The organism is Enterococcus sp. H57 (genome assembly GCF_003112495.1).
Lineage (GTDB): Bacteria > Bacillota > Bacilli > Lactobacillales > Enterococcaceae > Enterococcus_B > Enterococcus_B faecium.
Genome location: NZ_BEHC01000014.1, coordinates 1 through 19,299, shown reverse-complemented (window position 1 = coordinate 19,299; position 19,299 = coordinate 1). Strand labels below are relative to the sequence as shown.

The following is a 19,299-nucleotide window of genomic DNA, read 5'->3' as shown; positions in this document are numbered from 1 at the left end:
GAGGACGTTTATTGAATATATTCAATAGTCCCTCTATGTCTGCGGTGGCATAGAGTTTTTTATTGTGAATCACTATGAACGAAGTGAAGAGATGATGAACAATACTGGTTGGGCAAAGTAACTATAAAAGTGACTTGCCTTTTCAGTGCAAAAAACTCTTCCATCAAAATTCAGGAGGTGAAACTCAAAAATGAGTGAAGCAATTATCGCAAAAAAAGCAGCAATCGTTGATGAAGTAAGCGAAAAATTTACAGCAGCTGCATCAGTAGTAGTCGTTGACTACCGCGGATTAACAGTTGATGAAGTAACACGTTTACGTAAACAACTTCGTGATGCTAACGTAGAAATGAAAGTTATCAAAAATTCTATTCTTTCACGTGCAGCTAAAAAAGCTGGCCTTGAAGGCATGGACGAAGTATTCACTGGACCTACAGCTGTTGCATTCAGTAACGAAGATGTAGTCGCACCAGCGAAAATCATGGACGAATTTGCTAAAGAAGCAAAAGCATTAGAAATCAAAGGCGGTATCATCGAAGGTAAAGTCTCTTCATTGGAAGAAATCACAGCATTGGCAAAATTGCCAAATCGCGAAGGACTTCTATCTATGTTGCTATCTGTACTACAAGCGCCAGTCCGCAACGTGGCTTACGCTGTCAAAGCAGTGGCAGACAAAGAAGATGGAGATGCAGCTTAATTGCCGCATAAAGCATTAAATAAAAAAGAACAATTAAACGGAGGAAATTATAATGGCATTGAACATTGAAAACATCGTTGCTGAGTTAAAAGAAGCAACTATCCTAGAACTTAACGACCTAGTTAAAGCTATTGAAGAAGAATTTGGCGTATCTGCTGCTGCTCCTGTAGCTGTAGCTGCTGCTGGTGGCGCTGCTGCTGCTGAAGAACAAACAGAATTCACTGTAGAATTAACTGCAGCTGGAGACCAAAAAGTTAAAGTTATCAAAGCAGTTCGTGAAGCAACTGGTTTAGGCTTGAAAGAAGCTAAAGCTGTAGTTGATGGCGCTCCTGCACCAGTTAAAGAAGGCGTATCTAAAGAAGAAGCTGAAGAATTGAAAGCTAAACTTGAAGAAGTTGGCGCATCTGTAACTGTTAAATAATTTTTACTATTTAAAAGCACTGAGATCCTATGTTGGATTTCGGTGCTTTTTTGTTTTTATGTTAAACTATTATTTAATGAATATAGATTTTTTTCAGGAGGAAATATGAAAAAGAAAATAATCCGATTGATGTTGATCACGTTGGGAATCATTCTGATACTGGTAGTGGGCTATCGGTTGTATTTAGAATATCAGACAGACATCCAATTATTTTTAAATCCGAGAGCAAGTAAGGCAGAGCTACTCGCACATATTCGTTCGCATGGGACTTTTGCATCGATACTCTTGATCGTATTGACAGCGGTGATGTGTGCTGTTCCAGGTATTCCTACTTCAGTAGTTGGAGTCATCGCTGGTTTGAGCTTTGGTCCGTTTATTGGGGCAGGTATCAATGTTTTAGGGAATGCTTTGGGCAATATCTCCGCTGTGTTTTTGATGCACCGATTGAAATTTTTAGATAAGAAAACCGAAACGAATCATTGGGTGCAATCCATTCGGCAAATGAAACATCCAAAAATAGGCGTAATGTTAGGTTACATGATACCGGTGATCCCATCTTCTATGGTCAATTTTGCTGCAGATGCGATGAAATTGCCTCTTCAGCAAATCGTAATGTCGATCGTGATTGGAGTCATCCCTTCATCTGTGTTGTATGCGTGTGGGGGAGAAGCTCTGTTTCACGGATATAACAAAACTGCAGTCACGTTGGTTGCAAGTGTTACTGTGCTAGTAGGGTTAGTTGTCTTCATTTATAAAGATCGCAAGAAAAAACAAGGAAAACAAAAGCACAAATAATAAGTGTGGCGAATAGTTGTATTTTTCTATTTCCAATCTTTTCCATAAGTTGTAAACTAAGATAGGAAATGGGGGAAATCAATGAAGAGTAATGAAAAAACACCTTTAACAACTTCGCTTATTTTACTATTATCAATCACTTGTGGCGTTGTTGTTGCCAATATGTATTACATCCAGCCGATTGGAACAAAAGTAGCAGCAAGCTTATCTGTTAGCACAAGTGCAGTCGGGATATTGACGATGTTGACCCAATTAGGCTATGCGTTAGGGTTACTGTTTTTAGTTCCTTTAGGGGACGTGGTGGATCGTCCAAAATTGATCATTCGAATGGCAGCGTTATCTGCCGTCTCTCTGTTGGCCGCTTTTTTTGCGCCTTCGTTTACGTTATTTGCATGCGCTTCTTTCTTGATTGGGTTACTTTCGATCGTACCACAGATCATCATTCCTTACGGTGCGGTATTAGCGGGACCAAAAGCAAGAGGGAAGGTCATGGGTACATTGCTTAGCGGTTTACTCGTGGGGATTTTGCTTTCTCGCACGGTGTCTGGCATTGTTGCAAGTCTTTTTTCTTGGCGGATGATCTATTTATTTGCTTTATGTGCAGTCGGAATTCTTACACTTCTGCTTTACTGGAAAATGCCGCGTTCTGTCCAGCAAAGTAGTACAGCTGTTTCATACCTTGATTCACTTAAAAGTTTGCCGCATTTAGTTGCTTCTCAACGTCTATTAAGAGAAGCGGCAGTCAGTGGATTTTTCATGTTTGGAACATTTTCGATCTTTTGGTCTACGTTGATTTTTTATATCAGCAGTCCCGCCTACAATTGGGGAACATTCGAAGCAGGGATATTAGCGATTTTTGGTTTGTCTGGAGCAGTTGCTGCACCTATCGTGGGACGACTGGCAGATTCTTATTCTGAAAGAAAAATCGTGTATATGGGACTTGTTATGCAAACAATAAGCTTTATTGCTTTATTGGTTGGCGGAAGCCATTTGGCCATTTTGCTTTTAGCTATTATTTTATTAGACGTCGGGAATCAATTTGGTCAAGTCGCCAATCAAACACGAGTACAAGGGCTAGGTGAAGCAGCAAGCAACCGAAATAATACTGTATTTATGTTTATGTACTTTATTGGAGGTGCGGCTGGTTCATTGCTAGGGACGACAATGTGGCAGCAGTATGGCTGGTTAGGTGTAACGGTTAGCGGGCTTGTTTTTCAAGGATGTGCGTTCTTCTTTCAAACAGTTGTTTTTAAAGGAAAGAGAAATCTCGAAAATAAAAAATAGACGAAAAGAGGTTGTGAAAAGCTGTTCTGCGTCAAGTAATAAGAATAGCCAAATAAAAATAGCTCCTCATATTTTGCCGTTTTTTGAGCTAATACCGAAGGTCAGCTAATTGGACACCATTTATTCAGAAGAAGGAGTTGTGACAAAACTTTTGTCACAGCTCCTTTTTTTCAACTATTCAATCAAACGTTTATTTTGGTTCAATCTCAATGACTCGTTGCACAAGATCTTGATAAAATTCTTGTTCATGAGAGACGATGATTACTGTTCCTGGAAATTTCTGTATCCCGTCTTGTAAGCTTTCTTTCGTTTCTTGATCGATATGGTTCGTCGGTTCATCGAGAATCAGTAAATTGCCTTGGTTCATTGTCAACTGTGCAAGTTTCACCTTAGTTTGTTCCCCACCACTTAATGTAGTGAGAGGTTCACTTGCTAATTGATTAACTAACCCTGCTTTAGCTAGTTGGCGACGTAATTCTTTGATAGTCGCTTTTGGAAATTGACTGCTTAAATATTGTAGTGGTGTTTCTAATGGATTTTCCCAGTACAGATCTTGTGAAAAGTAATTGATTTTTGTGTTATCTGGGAAGTGGAAATCGCCACTTATTTTTTCAATCTCACCGATCAGTGTTTTTAATAAAGTAGATTTTCCAATCCCGTTGAAGCCTCGAATGGCAATATTTTCACCAAAGCGGATGGTCAAATTGATGGGTGCAAGTAGCGGTCGATCATATCCGATGACTAAATCAGTTGTTTCCACTGCTAATGTCGTGACAATAGGCGAGAATGGAAAATCAAAGACAGCTTTACTTGCTGAAGCTGGAGGCGTCAGCCGTTCGATTTTATCTAATTGTTTTTGTCGGCTTTTTGCCATCGTTGATCGGGAACCGGCTTTGTATTTTCGAATATAAGCTTCGGTCTTTTCGATTTGTTTTTGTTGAGCATGATATTGGCGCAAATAGCTTTCGCGATTTTGTTCCTTTTGTTTCAATGCTTGTTTTAGATGGCCAGTATACTTAGTAATCTTTCCAAACTCGATGTCTGCGATATGGGTGGTGATCTGATCAAGAAATTCTTGGTCATGGGAAATCACGATATACGCACCGTCAAAATCCTGAAGAAACTGCGTCAGCCATTGGATATGCTGATCATCTAAGTGATTGGTTGGTTCATCTAAGATCAGAACATCTGGGTTTTCTAAAAGTAGTTTTGCTAAAATCACCTTTGAACGTTGTCCACCACTTAGATTTTTCAACAGTGAATCTAAACCTAAGACATCGATCCCCAACCCGCTGCTCATCTCAGCAACTAAGGTGTCGATTTGATAAAACACTCCTTGGTCTAATTCCGTTTGGAGTTTCCCAGCTTTTTCCAGCAAGGAATCATCGAAGGTCTCGCTATATGTTTGGTAAAGAAAAGCAATTTTTTCTTCCTTTTCGTATTCTTTTGCGTACGCAGTTTTTAGAAATTCTTCGATTGTTAATGTTTCATCGACTTCCACATATTGATCGAGGTAACCTTTGTGAATATTTTTTTGCCAATGGATCTGTCCGTCATCTGGTAAGATCTCACCAGTGATGATTTTAATCAATGTACTTTTACCGGCTCCGTTTTGTCCAATCAGCCCAAGATGTTCGCCAGCATTTAATTGCAGATCGACACCTTCATAGAGGATTTTGTCGCCAAATTGCTGGGTAATGTTGTTTAATGTCAGTATACTCATAATAACTCCTTTTTCATAAAAAAACTGCAGACATAAAGCGTCCACAGTGAATCACTTGCTTGGTTTTCATGCAACATGGATTGTTTGATTGAACCATCTTATGAAACCTAACACGGATTCCTATTTATTGTCAAGAAAATGAAAAAAATGCAATTTGGTCTATACTAATTATTGTAAAAAGAAAAAAAGAATGCTATAATTGGGCTATACCAAAATACAAAGGAGCAATCACTATGGAAATCATTCGTGTAAAAAACGCTGAAGAAGGCGGAAAAAAAGCATTTGAAATCATCAAAGAAGGTATGAACAAAGGTGCAAAAGTATTAGGATTGGCAACAGGAAGCACACCAGTTACTTTATATAAAGAAATGACTTCAAGCGATTTGGATTTCAGTGAAATGACTTCTGTAAACTTAGATGAGTACGTTGGACTAGGCGGTTCAGATGAACAAAGCTACCGTCATTTCATGGATGTCCAATTATTTGATAAAAAACCATTCAAAGAAACGTTTGTACCAGATGGAAAAGCAGAAGATCTGGAAGCAGCATGCAAAAAGTATGATCAAATCATCGATGCACATCCAATCGATATCCAAATCTTAGGAATCGGGCAAAATGGACATATCGGTTTCAATGAACCTGGTGCTTCATTTGACGGAACGACTTCAGTAGTTGACTTAACAGAATCAACAATCAATGCAAATAAACGATTCTTCGATAAAGCAGAAGATGTACCAACAAAAGCTGTTTCAATGGGAATCGGTTCAATTATGAAAAGTAAAGAAATCGTCTTGATGGCATTTGGCGAAAGCAAAGCTGATGCAATCAAAGGGATGATTGAAGGACCTGTAACGAATCATTTACCAGCAAGTGTATTGCAAAACCACGACAATGTTGTTGTGATCATCGATGAAGAAGCAGCAAGTAAGTTGTAATTTTCAATAGTAGGCTAAAGAGGTTGTGAAATCAGCGTTTTGACCTGAGTATTAGAGAAGACAAAGGAAAAATAGCTCCCCATATTTTGCCGTTTGTTGAGCTAATACCGAGGGTCAGCTGATTGAACACCGTTTATTCATAAAAAGGACTATGACAAAAATTTTGTCACAGTCCTTTTTTCGTAAGAGGTAAAAATTGCACTTTTTTTGTCTGCTCCTTTCAGACATGATATATTGGACTGGAGGGTGTTTAGATGAATGATATGGTATTGACAATTCCAGAGATTATTTTACGTTTAGGGATCGCTATGCTATTTGGCGGAGCAATCGGTTTTGAACGACAATATAAAAATCGTCCAGCAGGTATGCGTACGCATATTTTAGTTTGTATGGGAGCATGTATCATTGCATTGATCCAAGTTGAGATCGCTAGTGGTGCATTAAGAGATGCTTTAGAGTATCCACAGCTTGCTGGAACGATTCGTTCAGATGAAGCAAGGCTGATTGCTCAAGTGGTGAGTGGTGTCGGTTTCTTAGGCGCGGGAACGATCATCGTCACGAAACAATCGGTGACGGGACTTACGACTGCCGCTTCTTTATGGGCAATTGCTGGATTAGGGATCGCCATCGGCATGGGTTACTATTCCATTGCGATCATCAGTTTTATCGGGATTGCTATTGCACTCACAGTAGTGAAACGCGTGATCCATGTACCTACGACTAAAAAGTTAGAAATCCAATTTATCCATAGAAAAGAAACCAAAGATTTTCTTACCGATTATTTTGAAGAGAAAAATATCGTAATCGAAGATGTGAATTTTGACGTAAAATTCGTTGATGACTACCGAGTGTACAAAAATATCTATACGATTGATCTTCCAAAAGGGCTCACTTATGCCGATGTGATCGAGGAGTTGTCCGTACACAAAAATATCACAAAGTTGCATTTAGTCAGTATTGCGCAATAAATGATCTGAGGTTGTAAAATAGATGTCCTACATCAAGTAATAAGCCCAGCCAAATAAAAATAGTTCCTTATATTTTTCGTTTGGCTGGGCTTATTACGAAGATGCAAGCTTTTGAATACCGTTTATTTGGAAAAAGGGACTGCAGTATAATTTTTGTCACTACTCCAAACCGTGTTTTTGTTTAAGTACTCGTCTACTCATTAAAATATGTTTATTTTTTTTTGTTTTTTTTAAGCAAATGAAAATCTCAGCGCGTAACTCTTTGTTAAATGATAGAATAGAAGTATCAAAGGACCTTGGAGGAGATGTATGCAATCACGTTTTAAACAATCAAAATTATTTTTCTGGACAGTGGAGCTAGTACTCACGATCATCGGCGTGTACTTTATTTTACAAATGCCGAATATTTTTAGTCCAATATTGAAAATGCTTTCGGCAATTTTTTTACCATTGCTTGTTGCTGGTTTTATCTATTATATGTTCGATCCAATCGTTGTTTTTCTCGAAAAGCATCGGATCCCGAGAGTGTTCGGTTTTTTATTGACGTTTTTGGTCGTAATCATTTTAGTTGTTTTAACTGTCATGAATGTAGTGCCTCAGTTAATGGAACAGACAATTCAATTGACCCAGAGCTTGCCAACGTATGCAGATGAAACAAGCAAATGGTTAAATGAATTGGCGCAGCGGGAAGAGTTTAAAAATTTCAATTTGGAAGAACAATTAGCATCAGCAAATTTATCTCTTAGTAATTTGTTCAATATCATATTAGTCAGTTTATCTGCAAGTGTCTCAAAAATCATTTCATTTATGATGCAATTTTTTATTTTGTTATTTACCGTTCCATTTATTTTGCTATTTATGTTCAAGGATGGGCACAAATTTATTGATGCGTTGTCTCACTTCTTTCCGAAAGCGATTCGTAAAGAGTTACGCCAAACGGTAAAAGAATTAAACGAAACATTATCTGCCTATATCAGCAGTACGATCTTAGATGCTTTGATTATTGGTGTAATGAGCTTTTTGGCAATGAGAATATTCGATCAGCCTTATAGCTTGTTGCTTGCGGTCATTTGCGGAATCACGAATATTATCCCGTATGTCGGCCCTTTTATTGGAGCGGTACCAGCAATCATTGTCGGTTTGTTTATCTCTCCATTTCAAGCTTTGTATATGGCGTTGTCGATTTTAGTGATCCAACAATTAGATGGAAATTTGATCAAGCCGTTGTTATTTGGGAAATCAATGAATATCCATCCTTTGACGATCATCTTGGTATTGATTGGAGCAGGAAGTGTCGCAGGAATATTAGGCATGCTGATTTGCATACCTGTCTATGCAGTGATTAAGACGATAATATTAAATATCCGGAAAATCTATTTATTGAGAAGAATGGAACATGTTTCGGAAAAGTTAGACAGTCCAAAAGTGCTGGAAGAAACAAGTGAATAAGCATAAAAAAGAGTTCAGTGTACATTTAAAATATCTGTACGCTAAACTCTTTTTATTTTTCGAAAAATTTTTGAATTAAAATAAATCCTTATTCCAATCCAATCAAGTAATCGTCGTCTTTCATCGCTTCTACATGACCTAACAAATAGCCGTTTCCGACTTGTGAGAAGAAGTCATGGTTGCTTGTGCCTGTTGAAATCCCGTTCATTACGATTGGGTTGACATCATTGGCAGTATCTGGAAAGAGTGGATCCATCCCTAGGTTCATCAATGCTTTGTTGGCATTATAGCGTAGGAATGTCTTGACTTCTTCTGTCCAGCCGATTGGATCGTATAATTCTTCTGTATAACGTTCTTCGTTTTCGTAAAGCTCATAAAGAAGATTGTACATCCAGTCTTTTAACGTTTCTTGTTCTGCTTCAGGTAACTCGTTGAATCCTAATTGGAATTTGTAACCGATGTAGGTTCCATGTACAGATTCATCTCGGATGATTAGTTTGATGATCTCTGCTACGTTAGCCAATTTGTTGTTTCCTAAATAATAAAGAGGAGTATAAAAACCTGAATAGAACAAGAATGTTTCTAAAAAGACGCTGGCAATTTTCTTTTCTAGCGGTGTACCGTGTTTGTAGATTTCATTGATACGCTCAGCTTTTTTTTGCAGATAAGGATTCGTATTTGTCCAGTCAAAAATTTCTTCGATTTCTTTTTTCGTATTCAGTGTACTAAAAATAGAAGAATAACTTTTGGCATGAACGGATTCCATGAATTGAATATTGTTCAAAACGGCTTCTTCATGGGGAGTGCGGACATCTTTACGCAACTGATCCATGCCACTTTCAGATTGGACAGTATCTAGCAGTGTCAAACCGCCAAATACATGTCCTACTGTATCTTTTTCCAATTGAGACAATGTACGCCAATCATCTAGGTCATTTGAAAGTGGGATACGTGTATCTAGCCAAAATTGCTCTGTCAGCTTCTCCCAAGTGGATTTATCAATGATATCTTCAATTTCATTCCAGTTTATTGCTTCATAATATGTTTCTGACATGAGAATGCTCCTTTAATTAAAATATGAATAAGCGAATCTATCTATGATATTAGATCACGCAGCTTTCACATTGATTGCTTCCGATTTCTTCTGCATCATCAGTAAAGGTACGTACGTAATAAATGGATTTGATTCCTTTATGGAAAGCGTAATGTCTTAAAATATTCAAATCACGTGTCGTTTGCTTCGTTGTTGTCTTCCATTCATAAATGCCTTCTGGGATTTCAGAACGCATGAATAAAGTCAAACTCATGCCTTGATCGACGTGTTGTTGTGCCGTTGCATAAACATCGATTACTTTACGCATGTCCATATCATAAGCAGAAGTGTAATACGGAATCGTCTCATTGGATAGATAAGGCGCTGGGTAATAAATTTTACCGATTTTCTTCTCTTGGCGTTCTTCGATCATGCGAGTGATAGGATGAATACTTGCACTCGTATCGTTGATATATGAAATTGAGCCATTTGGTGCTACTGCCAAGCGATTTTGATGATACAGTCCATCTTTCATTACTGCTTGTTTCAAAGCATTCCAATCTTCAGCAGTTGGGATAAAAATGCCTTCAAACAATGCTTTGACTTTTTCTGATTTTGGCTGGAATTCTCCAGTTACGTATTTTTCGAAATAAGTGCCGTCAGCATAAGCTGATTTTTCAAAATTATGGAAAACTTGTTTTCTTTCACGAGCGATATTGTTGCTTTCAACAAGTGTCCAATAATTCAACAGCATGAAGTAAATATTTGTAAAGTCTAATGAATCCTCTGAGCCATATTCCATTTGTTCTTTTGCAAGATAAGTGTGTAAGCCCATGGCACCTAATCCAATCGTATGATTCAGCTTATTTCCGTTTTGGATCGGTGGTACGACATCGATATCAGATGCATCTGTAATAAATGTCAATGCACGAGTCATCGTACGCACAGATTGACCAAAGTTAGGGCTTTGCATCAAATTCACGATATTTGTCGAGCCTAAGTTACATGAGATATCTGTTCCTAATACTTCATATTCCTGTTTGCCGTTAATCACAGAAGGCGTTTGAACTTGTAAAATCTCTGAACATAAATTACTCATGATGATCTTGCCATCGATTGGATTCTCGCGGTTCGCTGTATCAATATTGATTACGTAAGGATAGCCAGATTCTTGTTGTAATTTTGAGATTTCATTTTCAAGATCACGCGCTTTGATTTTTTGTTTGCGAATGTTTGGATTTGCAACTAGATGATCATACTCAGCTGTAATATCTACATAAGAGAATGGGACGCCATATTCTTTTTCGACACTATATGGACTAAATAAATACATATCTTCGTTTTTACGTGTCAATTCATAAAATTTATCAGGTACGATCACGCCAAGAGAAAGAGTTTTTACGCGAATCTTTTCATCTGCATTTTCTTTTTTTGCTGAAAGGAAAGCAATAATGTCTGGATGGAAAACGTTCAAATAAACCACGCCAGCTCCTTGACGCTGACCTAATTGATTAGAATAGCTGAAACTATCTTCGAATAATTTCATGACTGGAACGACACCACTCGCAGCACCCTCATATCCTTTGATAGGAGCGCCGGCTTCACGAAGATTTGATAAAGTAATCCCTACGCCGCCACCAATACGGGACAATTGCAAAGCAGAGTTGATTGAGCGCCCGATAGAGTTCATATCGTCAGTGACTTGAGTCAAGAAACAAGACACCAATTCGCCCCGACGTTTACGTCCAGCATTCAAGAAAGAAGGTGTAGCTGGCTGATATCGTTGATGGATCATTTCGTCTGCAAGAGCAAGTGCTAATTCTTCATCCCCGTTCGCAAAGTAAAGCGCATTGAAGGCTACTCGATCTTCATAAGTTTCCAGATAAGCGGAACCGTCGTTGGTTTTCAACGCATATTGAGAATAAAATTTGTAAGCAGCCATAAAAGATTTGAAAGAAAAATGTTGCTCGTCCAAAAATTGATATAGCTTTTCAATAAATGATGGTGAATACAATTGAATGAATTCTGCTTCTATATATTCTTGATCGATCAAGTAATTGATTTTTTCCATAATAGATGGAAAAGTCATCGTATTTGGTTTGACATTTTCCTCAAAAAAGGCAACTAAAGCTTCTTTATCCTTATTCAAAGGGATTTGACCATTGACTGGCCGATTGATTTCATTATTCAGCTTGAAATAACTGACATCTTGTAAATTTTTAAGACTCATACGTACGCCCAACCTTCATTTCGTATTTGATGATGCTTGATTACAAATCATTGCATTGTTTTTAAGCTTTAAAAAAGGATTTGGAAGTTTGCGACAAAAACTGGTGCTGTCTCAAGCCCTTCAAATCCATGTATCACGTTTTGATTCTTTTAGTCATGTTAGCTGGCAAGTTTACGCAACTGATCAGGACGGAATCCGATAACTGTTTCTGCATCAGAAGTAATGACAGGAACACTTTGGAATCCTTGTGCTTTCAACCAGTCTACTGCTTCAGGCTGTTCATCGATATTGACTTCTTCAAAAGCAATTTGATTTTCTGTTAAAAACCGTTTGACCATCTTACATTGCATACAATTATTTTTAGAAAAGATTTTTACATTCATGGTGAGTGCCTCCTCTAACACATTCTTATTATCTATAATAGATAGTATAAAACTCTTAGTAAAAAAGTCAAACAACAAACACTACATATTGTGTTGTGGAAACTGTGGAATACTAAGTTTTGTGTTTTTGAAAAAAGAGCTGAAAACAAGTATCGTGTGGGAAAATAGCAAATTTAATAGAGAAAAAATTGTGGAAAACTATGAAGAAATATTTTTTTCTCATTTTTATCTATCAATACTAAAGATTCGCTCATAATATCACAAGTATAATTGACATTCTCAATTACCGAGAGTATTCTATGTGAGAATGATTATCATTTATTTGCGTAATACGTAAGAAAATTAGAACATATAATGAATGATTTTAATACATGATTTATTTCACAAGAGAGGAATCAATATGCAGACCTTAGCGCAGGCAAAGCAAAATTTCGTTTATCAAGTCGAACGAATCGAAACAGAAGAAAAAACAAAACGCCATTTGCAAAATATCGGGATCGTTGCCGGAAGTAAAATCGTCGTCGTCAATTTATCAGGCAACAATGCCATTTTACTGGTAAAAAGTCATCGAGTGGCAGTAAGTCGGGAAATACTAGGTCAAATCTTTGTCAATAAAAAGACTGCTTCCTCTGATAGCTGGACTTCTCTTGATCAATTAAAAGCAGGAGAGACTGGGATCGTCGTAGCAATCCACGGACAAGGCGCAGTGAAGCGACGGTTAATGGATATGGGATTGACGCGAAATGTAAAAATAGTTATCCGAAAACTAGCCCCTCTGGGAGATCCAATCGAACTGACAGTTCGAGGGTATGAACTGACGTTACGAAAGTCAGAGGCTGAACTAATCTTGATACAAAGGGAGGAAAAAGAATGAATATCGCGTTAGTCGGAAATCCAAACAGCGGGAAAACTAGCTTGTTCAATCTCTTGACTGGTTCGAATCAATATGTAGGGAATTGGCCGGGCGTAACAGTAGAAAAAAAAGAAGGATCGTTGAAAAAAAATCCGAACATTCATATTCAGGACCTACCCGGCATCTATTCTTTGTCTCCTTATACACCAGAAGAAGTGATTGCAAGAGATTATTTGGTTCAGGAACAGCCTGAACTGATCATCAACATTATTGATGCTACCAATTTAGAACGAAATCTTTATTTAACTACGCAGTTATTGGATTTAGACATTCCTATGATCATTGGTCTGAATATGATGGATGTCATCAAAAAAGAAGGAAAAAAAATCAACCTAGAAAAGCTTTCCTATGGTCTTGGTGTACCAGTTTTACCAATCAGCGTATTGAAAAAGCAAGGAATCGAAAAACTAATCGAAAAGATTCAGGAGTCTGCAAAAAAGCGGCCTTCTATTCCTGTTCCCTGTACATATGATCCACGTTTAGAAGCAGCTTTACATGAAATTGAAGATGTACTAGGAGAACAAAGCGGCAAGAAACGCTGGTATGCAATGAAATATTTTGAACGAGATCAGAAGGTAAGAGAGGATTACGAGATAGCAGTTTCTCAGCAAAAAGAGATCGAGCAACTGATCCAGTTAACAGAGAAACTATTGGACGACGATAGTGAGACGATTCTGGTCAATGAACGTTATGAATTTATTACCCAACTATGTACACTCTGTGTTGTGTCAAATGATTCTTTCCAATTATCGATGAGTGACAAAATCGATCAGATTGCAACGAATCGTTGGTTAGCCTTGCCGATCTTCGCATTTGTGATGTGGCTGATCTATTATCTGGCTATTCAAACAGTAGGAACAATGGGGACAGATTGGATCAATGACACATTGTTTGGTACATGGTTACCAGAACATGTTGGCAGATTGTTAGCTGAATGGCAAGTAGCGGGATGGATGCAGGAGCTGATCTTGAACGGCATCATCGCAGGCGTGGGAGCAGTGTTAGGATTTCTACCGCAATTGATTATATTGTTTTTATGCTTGAGCTTTCTGGAAGACTGCGGATATATGGCGAGGATCGCTTTTGTCATGGATCGACTTTTCAGGAAATTCGGTCTTTCAGGAAAATCCTTCATTCCTATGCTGATTGCTACAGGATGTGGAGTGCCAGGCGTCATGGCCAGTCGCACGATTGAAAACGAGCAAGATCGTCGTTTGACGATCATGGTCACAACCTTCATGCCTTGTTCTGCAAAGTTGCCGATTATTGCCTTAGTAGCAGGGGCCTTTTTTCCTCATCAATCTTGGGTAGCTCCTTCTGCCTATTTTCTTGGTATGACTGCAATTATTTTCTCTGGAATCAGCTTGAAAAAAACACGTTTGTTTGCTGGAGATACAGCTCCTTTTATCATGGAATTGCCCGCATATCATTTTCCTCAATGGTCAGCGGTCCTAAGACAAACCTATGACCGCAGCAAGTCTTTTGTTAAAAAAGCAGGAACGATTATCTTTGTTTCTAGTATCGTGATCTGGTTCAGCTCTTCTTATAATTTTTATGCTCAACCTGTTTCTGAAGACCAAAGTATCTTAGCCTTTTTCGGGCGAATCCTGGCAGTTGTTTTTCAGCCGCTTGGTTGGGGAAACTGGCAAGGAACAGTCGCAGCGATTACAGGATTGGTCGCTAAAGAAAATATTATTGGCACATTTGGTATTTTGTTTGGTCATGCGGAAGTATCCGAAAATGGCAGAGAAATCTGGCAAGTGCTACAACACACATATACTCCCGCAGCAGCTTATTCATTGTTAGCCTTCAATTTACTTTGTGCGCCTTGTTTTGCGGCAATTGGGGCTATCCATCGGGAAATGAATGCCAAGAAATGGACTTGGATCGCCATAGGCTATCAATGCGGTTTAGCTTATTTAGTTAGTTTTGTGATTTATCAGTTGGGACACTTATTGGAGGGTGGACAGGTAGCGTTAGGGACGTATCTTGCTGTTTTACTGATGATAGGACTCGTTTATGTTTTGTTCCGTCAGCCAAAATCCAAGAACCAGTTTTATACTATATTGTCATTAGAAGGAGAGGAATAGGATGGCGACATTCTTATTAAGTGTGTTAATCTTTGGAAGTGCAGGCGCGATTGTCTATACTCGTTTAAAATCCGGAAAGAATTGTGATGACTGTCAAACAGCTTGCCCAGTAAAAAAGGAACAGATCAAGCGATGATCAGTCGTTGCAAGAGGCTATTCTCCCCTTTTTTGCTTATTTTGCTAGAGCATAGTAAGATGAGGGAAAGTAAAAAAAGAAAGAGGAAAGAAAATGTCTGGAAAGAAAAAAATCGTCCGCCCGCGCTACCAGCAGATTGCTGTTGATTTAGCCGAACGTATCGTTGAAAACCGATATAAAGTGGGTGAGAAGATCCATGCCCGCTCAACACTTGCCAGTACGTACAATGCTTCTCCTGAGACTACCCGCAAGGCTATCAATGTGCTGGTAGATCTTGGAATCATGGAAGTACGGCATGGAAGTGGGGCATTTGTTGCTTCGAAGGAAAAAGCAAAAGATTTCCTATTGCAATATCAAGATGTACAATCCATCCAAGATACAAAAGCAGAAATCATGGCAAGTGTGGAGAAGCAACAAGATGAGCTGAATCATTTTTCTCAATTATTGGATCAGCTGGTCAATCAAACGAAGCGAATACATAAGATGAACCCTTTACTTCCGTTTGAATTATATTTATCAGAAAAAGCAATGCATCTGGACCGTTCGATTAGCGAGTTGAATATCTGGCAGGCGACTGGCGCCACAGTTATCGCAATTTCTCATAATGAAGAACTGCTTGTTTCACCTGGCCCCTATGCTAAATTTACGGCAGGGGACATCGTTCATTTTATTGGAAATGAATATACGCTACAGCGTATGACAAACTTTTTTTACCCGGAGCATCAGCTTGCAGAATGATTGTGTGAAATATTAAAAAAATATTAACTTGGCTAAACCTTTTATTTACAAAGATTTAGCCAAGTTTTTTTCAGTTTGGACAAGCAAATTTCTTTCATTTTTGACAAAGTGACTACATGATGTTAACATAGTGTGGTCACTTTTTTCAGAAAGAAAAATGAATTTACATAAAAAAGGAGAATTTGTTTGGTAAAAGTAGAAGTAAAACATTTAACAAAGATATTTGGTAAAAAGACACAAGCCGCTTTAGATATGATGAATGATCACCAGCCGAAAACGGAGATTTTAAAGAAAACCGGTGCAACGGTTGGTGTGTATGACGTGAATTTTGACGTAAAAGAAGGAGAAATCTTCGTGATCATGGGGCTTTCCGGGAGTGGGAAATCCACATTGATCCGTCTATTGAATCGTCTGATTGAGCCAACTTCGGGCAGTATCTATATTGATGGAGAAGATGTATCGAAGTTAAGCAAAGAAGAATTGCGAGAAGTCCGTCGTCATAAAATCAATATGGTTTTCCAAAACTTCGGTCTGTTTCCACATCGAACGATCTTGGAAAATACAGAATACGGGTTAGAAGTCCGTGGTGTACCTAAAGAAGAACGACAAGAAAAAGCAGAAAAAGCATTAGAAAATTCTAGTTTGCTTTCATTTAAAGACCAATATCCTAGTCAGTTATCTGGTGGGATGCAACAACGGGTTGGCCTAGCCAGAGCTTTAGCAAATGATCCTGAGATCTTGCTGATGGACGAAGCGTTCTCGGCTCTTGATCCGCTGATCCGTCGAGAAATGCAAGACGAATTACTGGACCTGCAAGCCAATGTTCAAAAAACGATTATTTTCATTACCCATGATTTGAATGAAGCTTTACGGATTGGGGACAGAATCGCCTTGATGAAAGACGGCGAAATCATGCAGATCGGAACAGGTGAAGAAATATTGACCAATCCAGCAAATGATTATGTACGTGAATTTGTGGAAGAAGTCGATCGTTCCAAAGTGCTTACGGCTCAAAACATTATGGTACCTGCATTGACGACGAATATCGAATCTGATGGACCAAACGTTGCATTGACAAGGATGCGTAATGAAGAAGTCAGCATGCTGATGGCTGTTGACAGAAAGAGACACCTGAAAGGGATCATCACTGCAGATCAAGCGTTAGAAGCTAGGAAGCAAAAACGTCCATTGATCGACTTCCTAGATGAAAATGTGACGGTGATCGGGAAAGACATGGTGGTAAGTGATATTTTCAATATTATTTATGACTCACCGACTCCACTTGCAGTTGTAGAGGATGGAAAATTAAAAGGTGTCGTCATCCGAGGTAGTGTGATTGAAGCATTAGCAGAAACAAGCGAGGTGAGTGAACATGAATAATCTATTGAACTATCAATTACCAGTGGCAAACTGGGTAGAAAATATCACAGAATGGTTTACGACAACTTTTTCTGGCCTATTTTCATTTTTACAAACGATCGGACAGGCAGTGATGTCGGGGATTACAAATTTACTGTTAGTGATTCCAGCTCCTTTGTTTATCTTGTTATTGACGGTAGCAGCTTTCTTTATTTCTAAGAAACGTCCAGGACTTACGTTGTTCACATTAATCGGTCTATGGTTTATTTATAACCAAGGTCTATGGAATGATTTGATGAATACTGTCACACTTGTTCTTTTATCTAGTGTGATCTCAATCATCATTGGGGTACCATTAGGGATCTTGATGGCAAAAAGCAGTAAAGCCCAAAGTATTATCAAACCGATCCTTGACTTTATGCAGACAATGCCAGGATTCGTTTATTTGATTCCAGCAGTTGCATTTTTCGGTATCGGGATGGTTCCAGGGGTATTTGCCTCAGTCATCTTTGCTTTGCCACCAACCGTTCGTTTTACGAATTTAGGGATTCGACAAGTTCCTAAAGAATTAGTAGAAGCTTCTGATTCATTCGGGAGCACAAGTCGTCAAAAACTATTCAAACTAGAATTGCCTTTAGCTAAAAGTACGATCATGGCAGGGATCAATCAAACAACAATGCTGTCACTTTCAATGGTCGTTATTGCCTCTATGATCGGTGCACCCGGCTTAGGACGCGGCGTATTATCAGCATTGCAAAGAGCACAAGTCGGGAATGGATTTGTCAACGGGGTTGCATTAGTTATCTTAGCAATCATCATTGACCGTTTTACACAGCATTTGAACCAGCCAAACAATAAAAAAGCTGCAGGAGCAGCAACACAGAAAAGTAAAAAACGTCAAGGACTGATCATTGGTGCTGTAGTAGTAGTGATCTTAGGTGCGATTGGTATAGGGAGTTTTTCATCTGCCAAAGAAACAAAACGTATCAACTTATCTTATGTTGAATGGGATACAGAAGTTGCTTCAACAAATGTAGTCGGTGAAGTATTGAAACAAATGGGCTATGATGTAACGATGACGCCATTAGATAATTCAATCATGTGGAAATCTGTTTCAAATGGCGAGTCAGATGCCATGGTTTCAGCTTGGCTACCTAAAACTCATGGTTCACAATATGCACAATATAAAGATCAAGTCGAAGACCTAGGTGCCAATTTGACAGGAGCAAAAGTTGGTTTAGCAGTGCCAGCCTACATGGATGTAAATTCGATCGATGAGTTAACCGATCAGGCAGGTAAGAAAATCATAGGAATCGAGCCAGGAGCTGGTGTAGTTACGGCTGCTGAAAACACGATCCAAAAATATGACAACTTGAAAGACTGGAAAGTAGAGACATCTTCTTCAGGAGCAATGACCGTTGCACTAGGTCAAGCGATCAAAAAACACGAACCAATTGTAGTTACAGGATGGACACCTCATTGGATGTTTGCCAAATATGATCTGAAATACTTAGAAGATCCTGAAAACGGAATGGGAAGCGAAGAGCAGATCCATACGATGGTTCGAAAAGGATTGAAAGAAGACCAGCCAGAAGCTTACAAAGTATTAGACAATTTCCATTGGTCAGAAAAAGATATGGAAAAAGTTATGTTGGAAATCAACAATGGAAAAGATCCACAGCAAGCAGCAAAAGACTGGATCAAAGAGAACCAAGAATTAGTCGAAAGCTGGAAAAAATAAAAAGACAGACACGAAATAAATGGAGCTTCCAAAATTGGATCAAATATCCAAATTTGGAAGCTCCATGTTCGTCTCTATCTTTTTTGTCTATAAAAAAAAGAGAATGCGTAGCTCATCTTCGAAACGTCCAAAGACGCCGACAAACTATTATGAATTTATGGGTGCGAGTCAAAGAGATCGATCGTAGGTATGAAAGACTAATGTGATTAAAGTTTATTATGTACGAAGTGCATTCTCAAAAAATATTAAAGAATATACATAGTTTATATACTTAAAAGTGATTAAATTCTTATTCAGGAATTATTTTGCTACGGAGAGTATAAAATATTTTGTGTAAATGAAAAAATCCATACAAAAAAGGAAGTCCCTTCTGTAGAATAAAGTTAACGACAACCAATTCACAGAAA

The 19,299-nt window shown here is 38.4% G+C and carries 17 protein-coding genes and 1 other annotated feature (1 of these 18 only partly in view); of the genes, 13 read left to right on the top strand and 4 right to left on the bottom strand.

From position 1 onward, the window contains the following. Positions 1–71 (top strand) — a sequence feature (ribosomal protein L10 leader region); it begins 57 nt to the left of the window's first position. Between the two features lie 119 nt (positions 72–190). The 4 genes from rplJ to DIZ30_RS04270 all read left to right on the top strand — a co-directional run bounded on the left by rplJ (position 191) and on the right by DIZ30_RS04270 (position 3,194). Further along, positions 191–694, top strand: coding sequence for a 50S ribosomal protein L10 (gene rplJ / locus DIZ30_RS04285; protein ID WP_002291634.1), 504 nt, complete (start codon positions 191–193; stop codon positions 692–694). A 52-nt stretch (positions 695–746) separates the two neighbouring features. Then, positions 747–1,115, top strand: a complete 369-nt coding sequence (rplL, locus tag DIZ30_RS04280) for a 50S ribosomal protein L7/L12 (protein ID WP_002294588.1) — start codon at positions 747–749, stop codon at positions 1,113–1,115. Positions 1,116–1,220: 105 nt separating this feature from the next. Further along, entirely contained in the window at positions 1,221–1,910 is a 690-nt protein-coding gene (locus DIZ30_RS04275; protein WP_002324219.1) for a TVP38/TMEM64 family protein, read from the top strand. An 81-nt stretch (positions 1,911–1,991) separates the two neighbouring features. Further along, positions 1,992–3,194: an MFS transporter gene (locus DIZ30_RS04270; protein ID WP_002301341.1), complete on the top strand. Its 1,203-nt coding sequence runs from the start codon at positions 1,992–1,994 to the stop codon at positions 3,192–3,194. Between the two features lie 190 nt (positions 3,195–3,384). On the opposite strand, the gene DIZ30_RS04265 is transcribed toward DIZ30_RS04270, so the two are convergent. Beyond that, a complete protein-coding gene (locus DIZ30_RS04265) occupies positions 3,385–4,917 on the bottom strand; it encodes an ABC-F family ATP-binding cassette domain-containing protein (RefSeq protein ID WP_002290558.1) in 1,533 nt (510 codons plus the stop codon). 233 nt (positions 4,918–5,150) lie between these two features. Here DIZ30_RS04265 and nagB point away from each other — a divergent pair, with 233 nt between their 5' ends. The 3 genes from nagB (at position 5,151) to DIZ30_RS04250 (ending at position 8,269) form a co-directional block, all read left to right on the top strand. Then, positions 5,151–5,852 (top strand): glucosamine-6-phosphate deaminase, encoded by a 702-nt coding sequence (gene nagB / locus DIZ30_RS04260; protein WP_002287787.1) that lies wholly within the window; start codon positions 5,151–5,153, stop codon positions 5,850–5,852. A 254-nt stretch (positions 5,853–6,106) separates the two neighbouring features. Continuing rightward, the gene (locus DIZ30_RS04255) at positions 6,107–6,820 is read left to right on the top strand and encodes an MgtC/SapB family protein (RefSeq protein WP_002287788.1); all 714 of its coding nucleotides are present in this window, start codon (positions 6,107–6,109) and stop codon (positions 6,818–6,820) included. Positions 6,821–7,129: 309 nt separating this feature from the next. Next, entirely contained in the window at positions 7,130–8,269 is a 1,140-nt protein-coding gene (locus DIZ30_RS04250) for an AI-2E family transporter (RefSeq protein WP_002298514.1), read from the top strand. Positions 8,270–8,357: 88 nt separating this feature from the next. Here the strand turns inward: DIZ30_RS04250 and nrdF are convergent, their stop codons facing one another. From nrdF to nrdH, 3 genes are all read right to left on the bottom strand, one after another. After that, positions 8,358–9,323, bottom strand: coding sequence for a class 1b ribonucleoside-diphosphate reductase subunit beta (gene nrdF / locus DIZ30_RS04245; RefSeq protein ID WP_002287792.1), 966 nt, complete (start codon positions 9,321–9,323; stop codon positions 8,358–8,360). Between the two features lie 49 nt (positions 9,324–9,372). Next, on the bottom strand, positions 9,373–11,532 hold the full coding sequence (gene nrdE, locus DIZ30_RS04240) for a class 1b ribonucleoside-diphosphate reductase subunit alpha (protein ID WP_002319007.1): 2,160 nt from the start codon (positions 11,530–11,532) through the stop codon (positions 9,373–9,375). 158 nt (positions 11,533–11,690) lie between these two features. Continuing rightward, a complete protein-coding gene (gene nrdH / locus DIZ30_RS04235) occupies positions 11,691–11,915 on the bottom strand; it encodes a glutaredoxin-like protein NrdH (RefSeq protein ID WP_002287795.1) in 225 nt (74 codons plus the stop codon). A gap of 400 nt (positions 11,916–12,315) precedes the next feature. Between nrdH and DIZ30_RS04230 the strand changes: the two genes are divergently transcribed. From DIZ30_RS04230 to DIZ30_RS04200, 6 genes are all read left to right on the top strand, one after another. Beyond that, on the top strand, positions 12,316–12,789 hold the full coding sequence (locus DIZ30_RS04230) for a ferrous iron transport protein A (RefSeq protein ID WP_002298509.1): 474 nt from the start codon (positions 12,316–12,318) through the stop codon (positions 12,787–12,789). Continuing rightward, positions 12,786–14,918 carry a ferrous iron transport protein B gene (gene feoB, locus DIZ30_RS04225; RefSeq protein WP_109023112.1) on the top strand — a complete coding sequence of 711 codons (2,133 nt, stop codon included), beginning with the start codon at positions 12,786–12,788 and terminating at the stop codon, positions 14,916–14,918. The genes DIZ30_RS04230 and feoB overlap by 4 nt, the downstream gene beginning before the upstream one ends. A gap of 1 nt (position 14,919) precedes the next feature. Next, positions 14,920–15,054 carry a hypothetical protein gene (locus DIZ30_RS04220; RefSeq protein WP_002290587.1) on the top strand — a complete coding sequence of 45 codons (135 nt, stop codon included), beginning with the start codon at positions 14,920–14,922 and terminating at the stop codon, positions 15,052–15,054. A 93-nt stretch (positions 15,055–15,147) separates the two neighbouring features. Continuing rightward, positions 15,148–15,792 (top strand): GntR family transcriptional regulator, encoded by a 645-nt coding sequence (locus DIZ30_RS04210; protein ID WP_109023111.1) that lies wholly within the window; start codon positions 15,148–15,150, stop codon positions 15,790–15,792. A gap of 186 nt (positions 15,793–15,978) precedes the next feature. After that, positions 15,979–17,172: a glycine betaine/L-proline ABC transporter ATP-binding protein gene (locus DIZ30_RS04205; RefSeq protein ID WP_002287805.1), complete on the top strand. Its 1,194-nt coding sequence runs from the start codon at positions 15,979–15,981 to the stop codon at positions 17,170–17,172. Then, positions 17,165–18,892: an ABC transporter permease/substrate binding protein gene (locus DIZ30_RS04200; protein WP_002298506.1), complete on the top strand. Its 1,728-nt coding sequence runs from the start codon at positions 17,165–17,167 to the stop codon at positions 18,890–18,892. The genes DIZ30_RS04205 and DIZ30_RS04200 overlap by 8 nt, the downstream gene beginning before the upstream one ends. Positions 18,893–19,299: the final 407 nt, after the last annotated feature.

Bases quoted from the DNA above. Each gene is read 5' to 3' on its own strand.
- DIZ30_RS04230 (WP_002298509.1), top strand. From the start codon at position 12,316: ATGCAGACCTTAGCGCAGGCAAAGCAAAATTTCGTTTATCAAGTCGAA.
- DIZ30_RS04275 (WP_002324219.1), top strand. From the start codon at position 1,221: ATGAAAAAGAAAATAATCCGATTGATGTTGATCACGTTGGGAATCATT.
- rplL (WP_002294588.1), top strand. From the start codon at position 747: ATGGCATTGAACATTGAAAACATCGTTGCTGAGTTAAAAGAAGCAACT.
- DIZ30_RS04265 (WP_002290558.1), bottom strand. From the start codon at position 4,917: ATGAGTATACTGACATTAAACAACATTACCCAGCAATTTGGCGACAAA.
- nagB (WP_002287787.1), top strand. From the start codon at position 5,151: ATGGAAATCATTCGTGTAAAAAACGCTGAAGAAGGCGGAAAAAAAGCA.
- DIZ30_RS04270 (WP_002301341.1), top strand. From the start codon at position 1,992: ATGAAGAGTAATGAAAAAACACCTTTAACAACTTCGCTTATTTTACTA.
- DIZ30_RS04220 (WP_002290587.1), top strand. From the start codon at position 14,920: ATGGCGACATTCTTATTAAGTGTGTTAATCTTTGGAAGTGCAGGCGCG.
- nrdF (WP_002287792.1), bottom strand. From the start codon at position 9,323: ATGTCAGAAACATATTATGAAGCAATAAACTGGAATGAAATTGAAGAT.
- DIZ30_RS04200 (WP_002298506.1), top strand. From the start codon at position 17,165: ATGAATAATCTATTGAACTATCAATTACCAGTGGCAAACTGGGTAGAA.
- rplJ (WP_002291634.1), top strand. From the start codon at position 191: ATGAGTGAAGCAATTATCGCAAAAAAAGCAGCAATCGTTGATGAAGTA.
- DIZ30_RS04250 (WP_002298514.1), top strand. From the start codon at position 7,130: ATGCAATCACGTTTTAAACAATCAAAATTATTTTTCTGGACAGTGGAG.
- nrdH (WP_002287795.1), bottom strand. From the start codon at position 11,915: ATGAATGTAAAAATCTTTTCTAAAAATAATTGTATGCAATGTAAGATG.
- DIZ30_RS04255 (WP_002287788.1), top strand. From the start codon at position 6,107: ATGAATGATATGGTATTGACAATTCCAGAGATTATTTTACGTTTAGGG.
- nrdE (WP_002319007.1), bottom strand. From the start codon at position 11,532: ATGAGTCTTAAAAATTTACAAGATGTCAGTTATTTCAAGCTGAATAAT.
- feoB (WP_109023112.1), top strand. From the start codon at position 12,786: ATGAATATCGCGTTAGTCGGAAATCCAAACAGCGGGAAAACTAGCTTG.
- DIZ30_RS04210 (WP_109023111.1), top strand. From the start codon at position 15,148: ATGTCTGGAAAGAAAAAAATCGTCCGCCCGCGCTACCAGCAGATTGCT.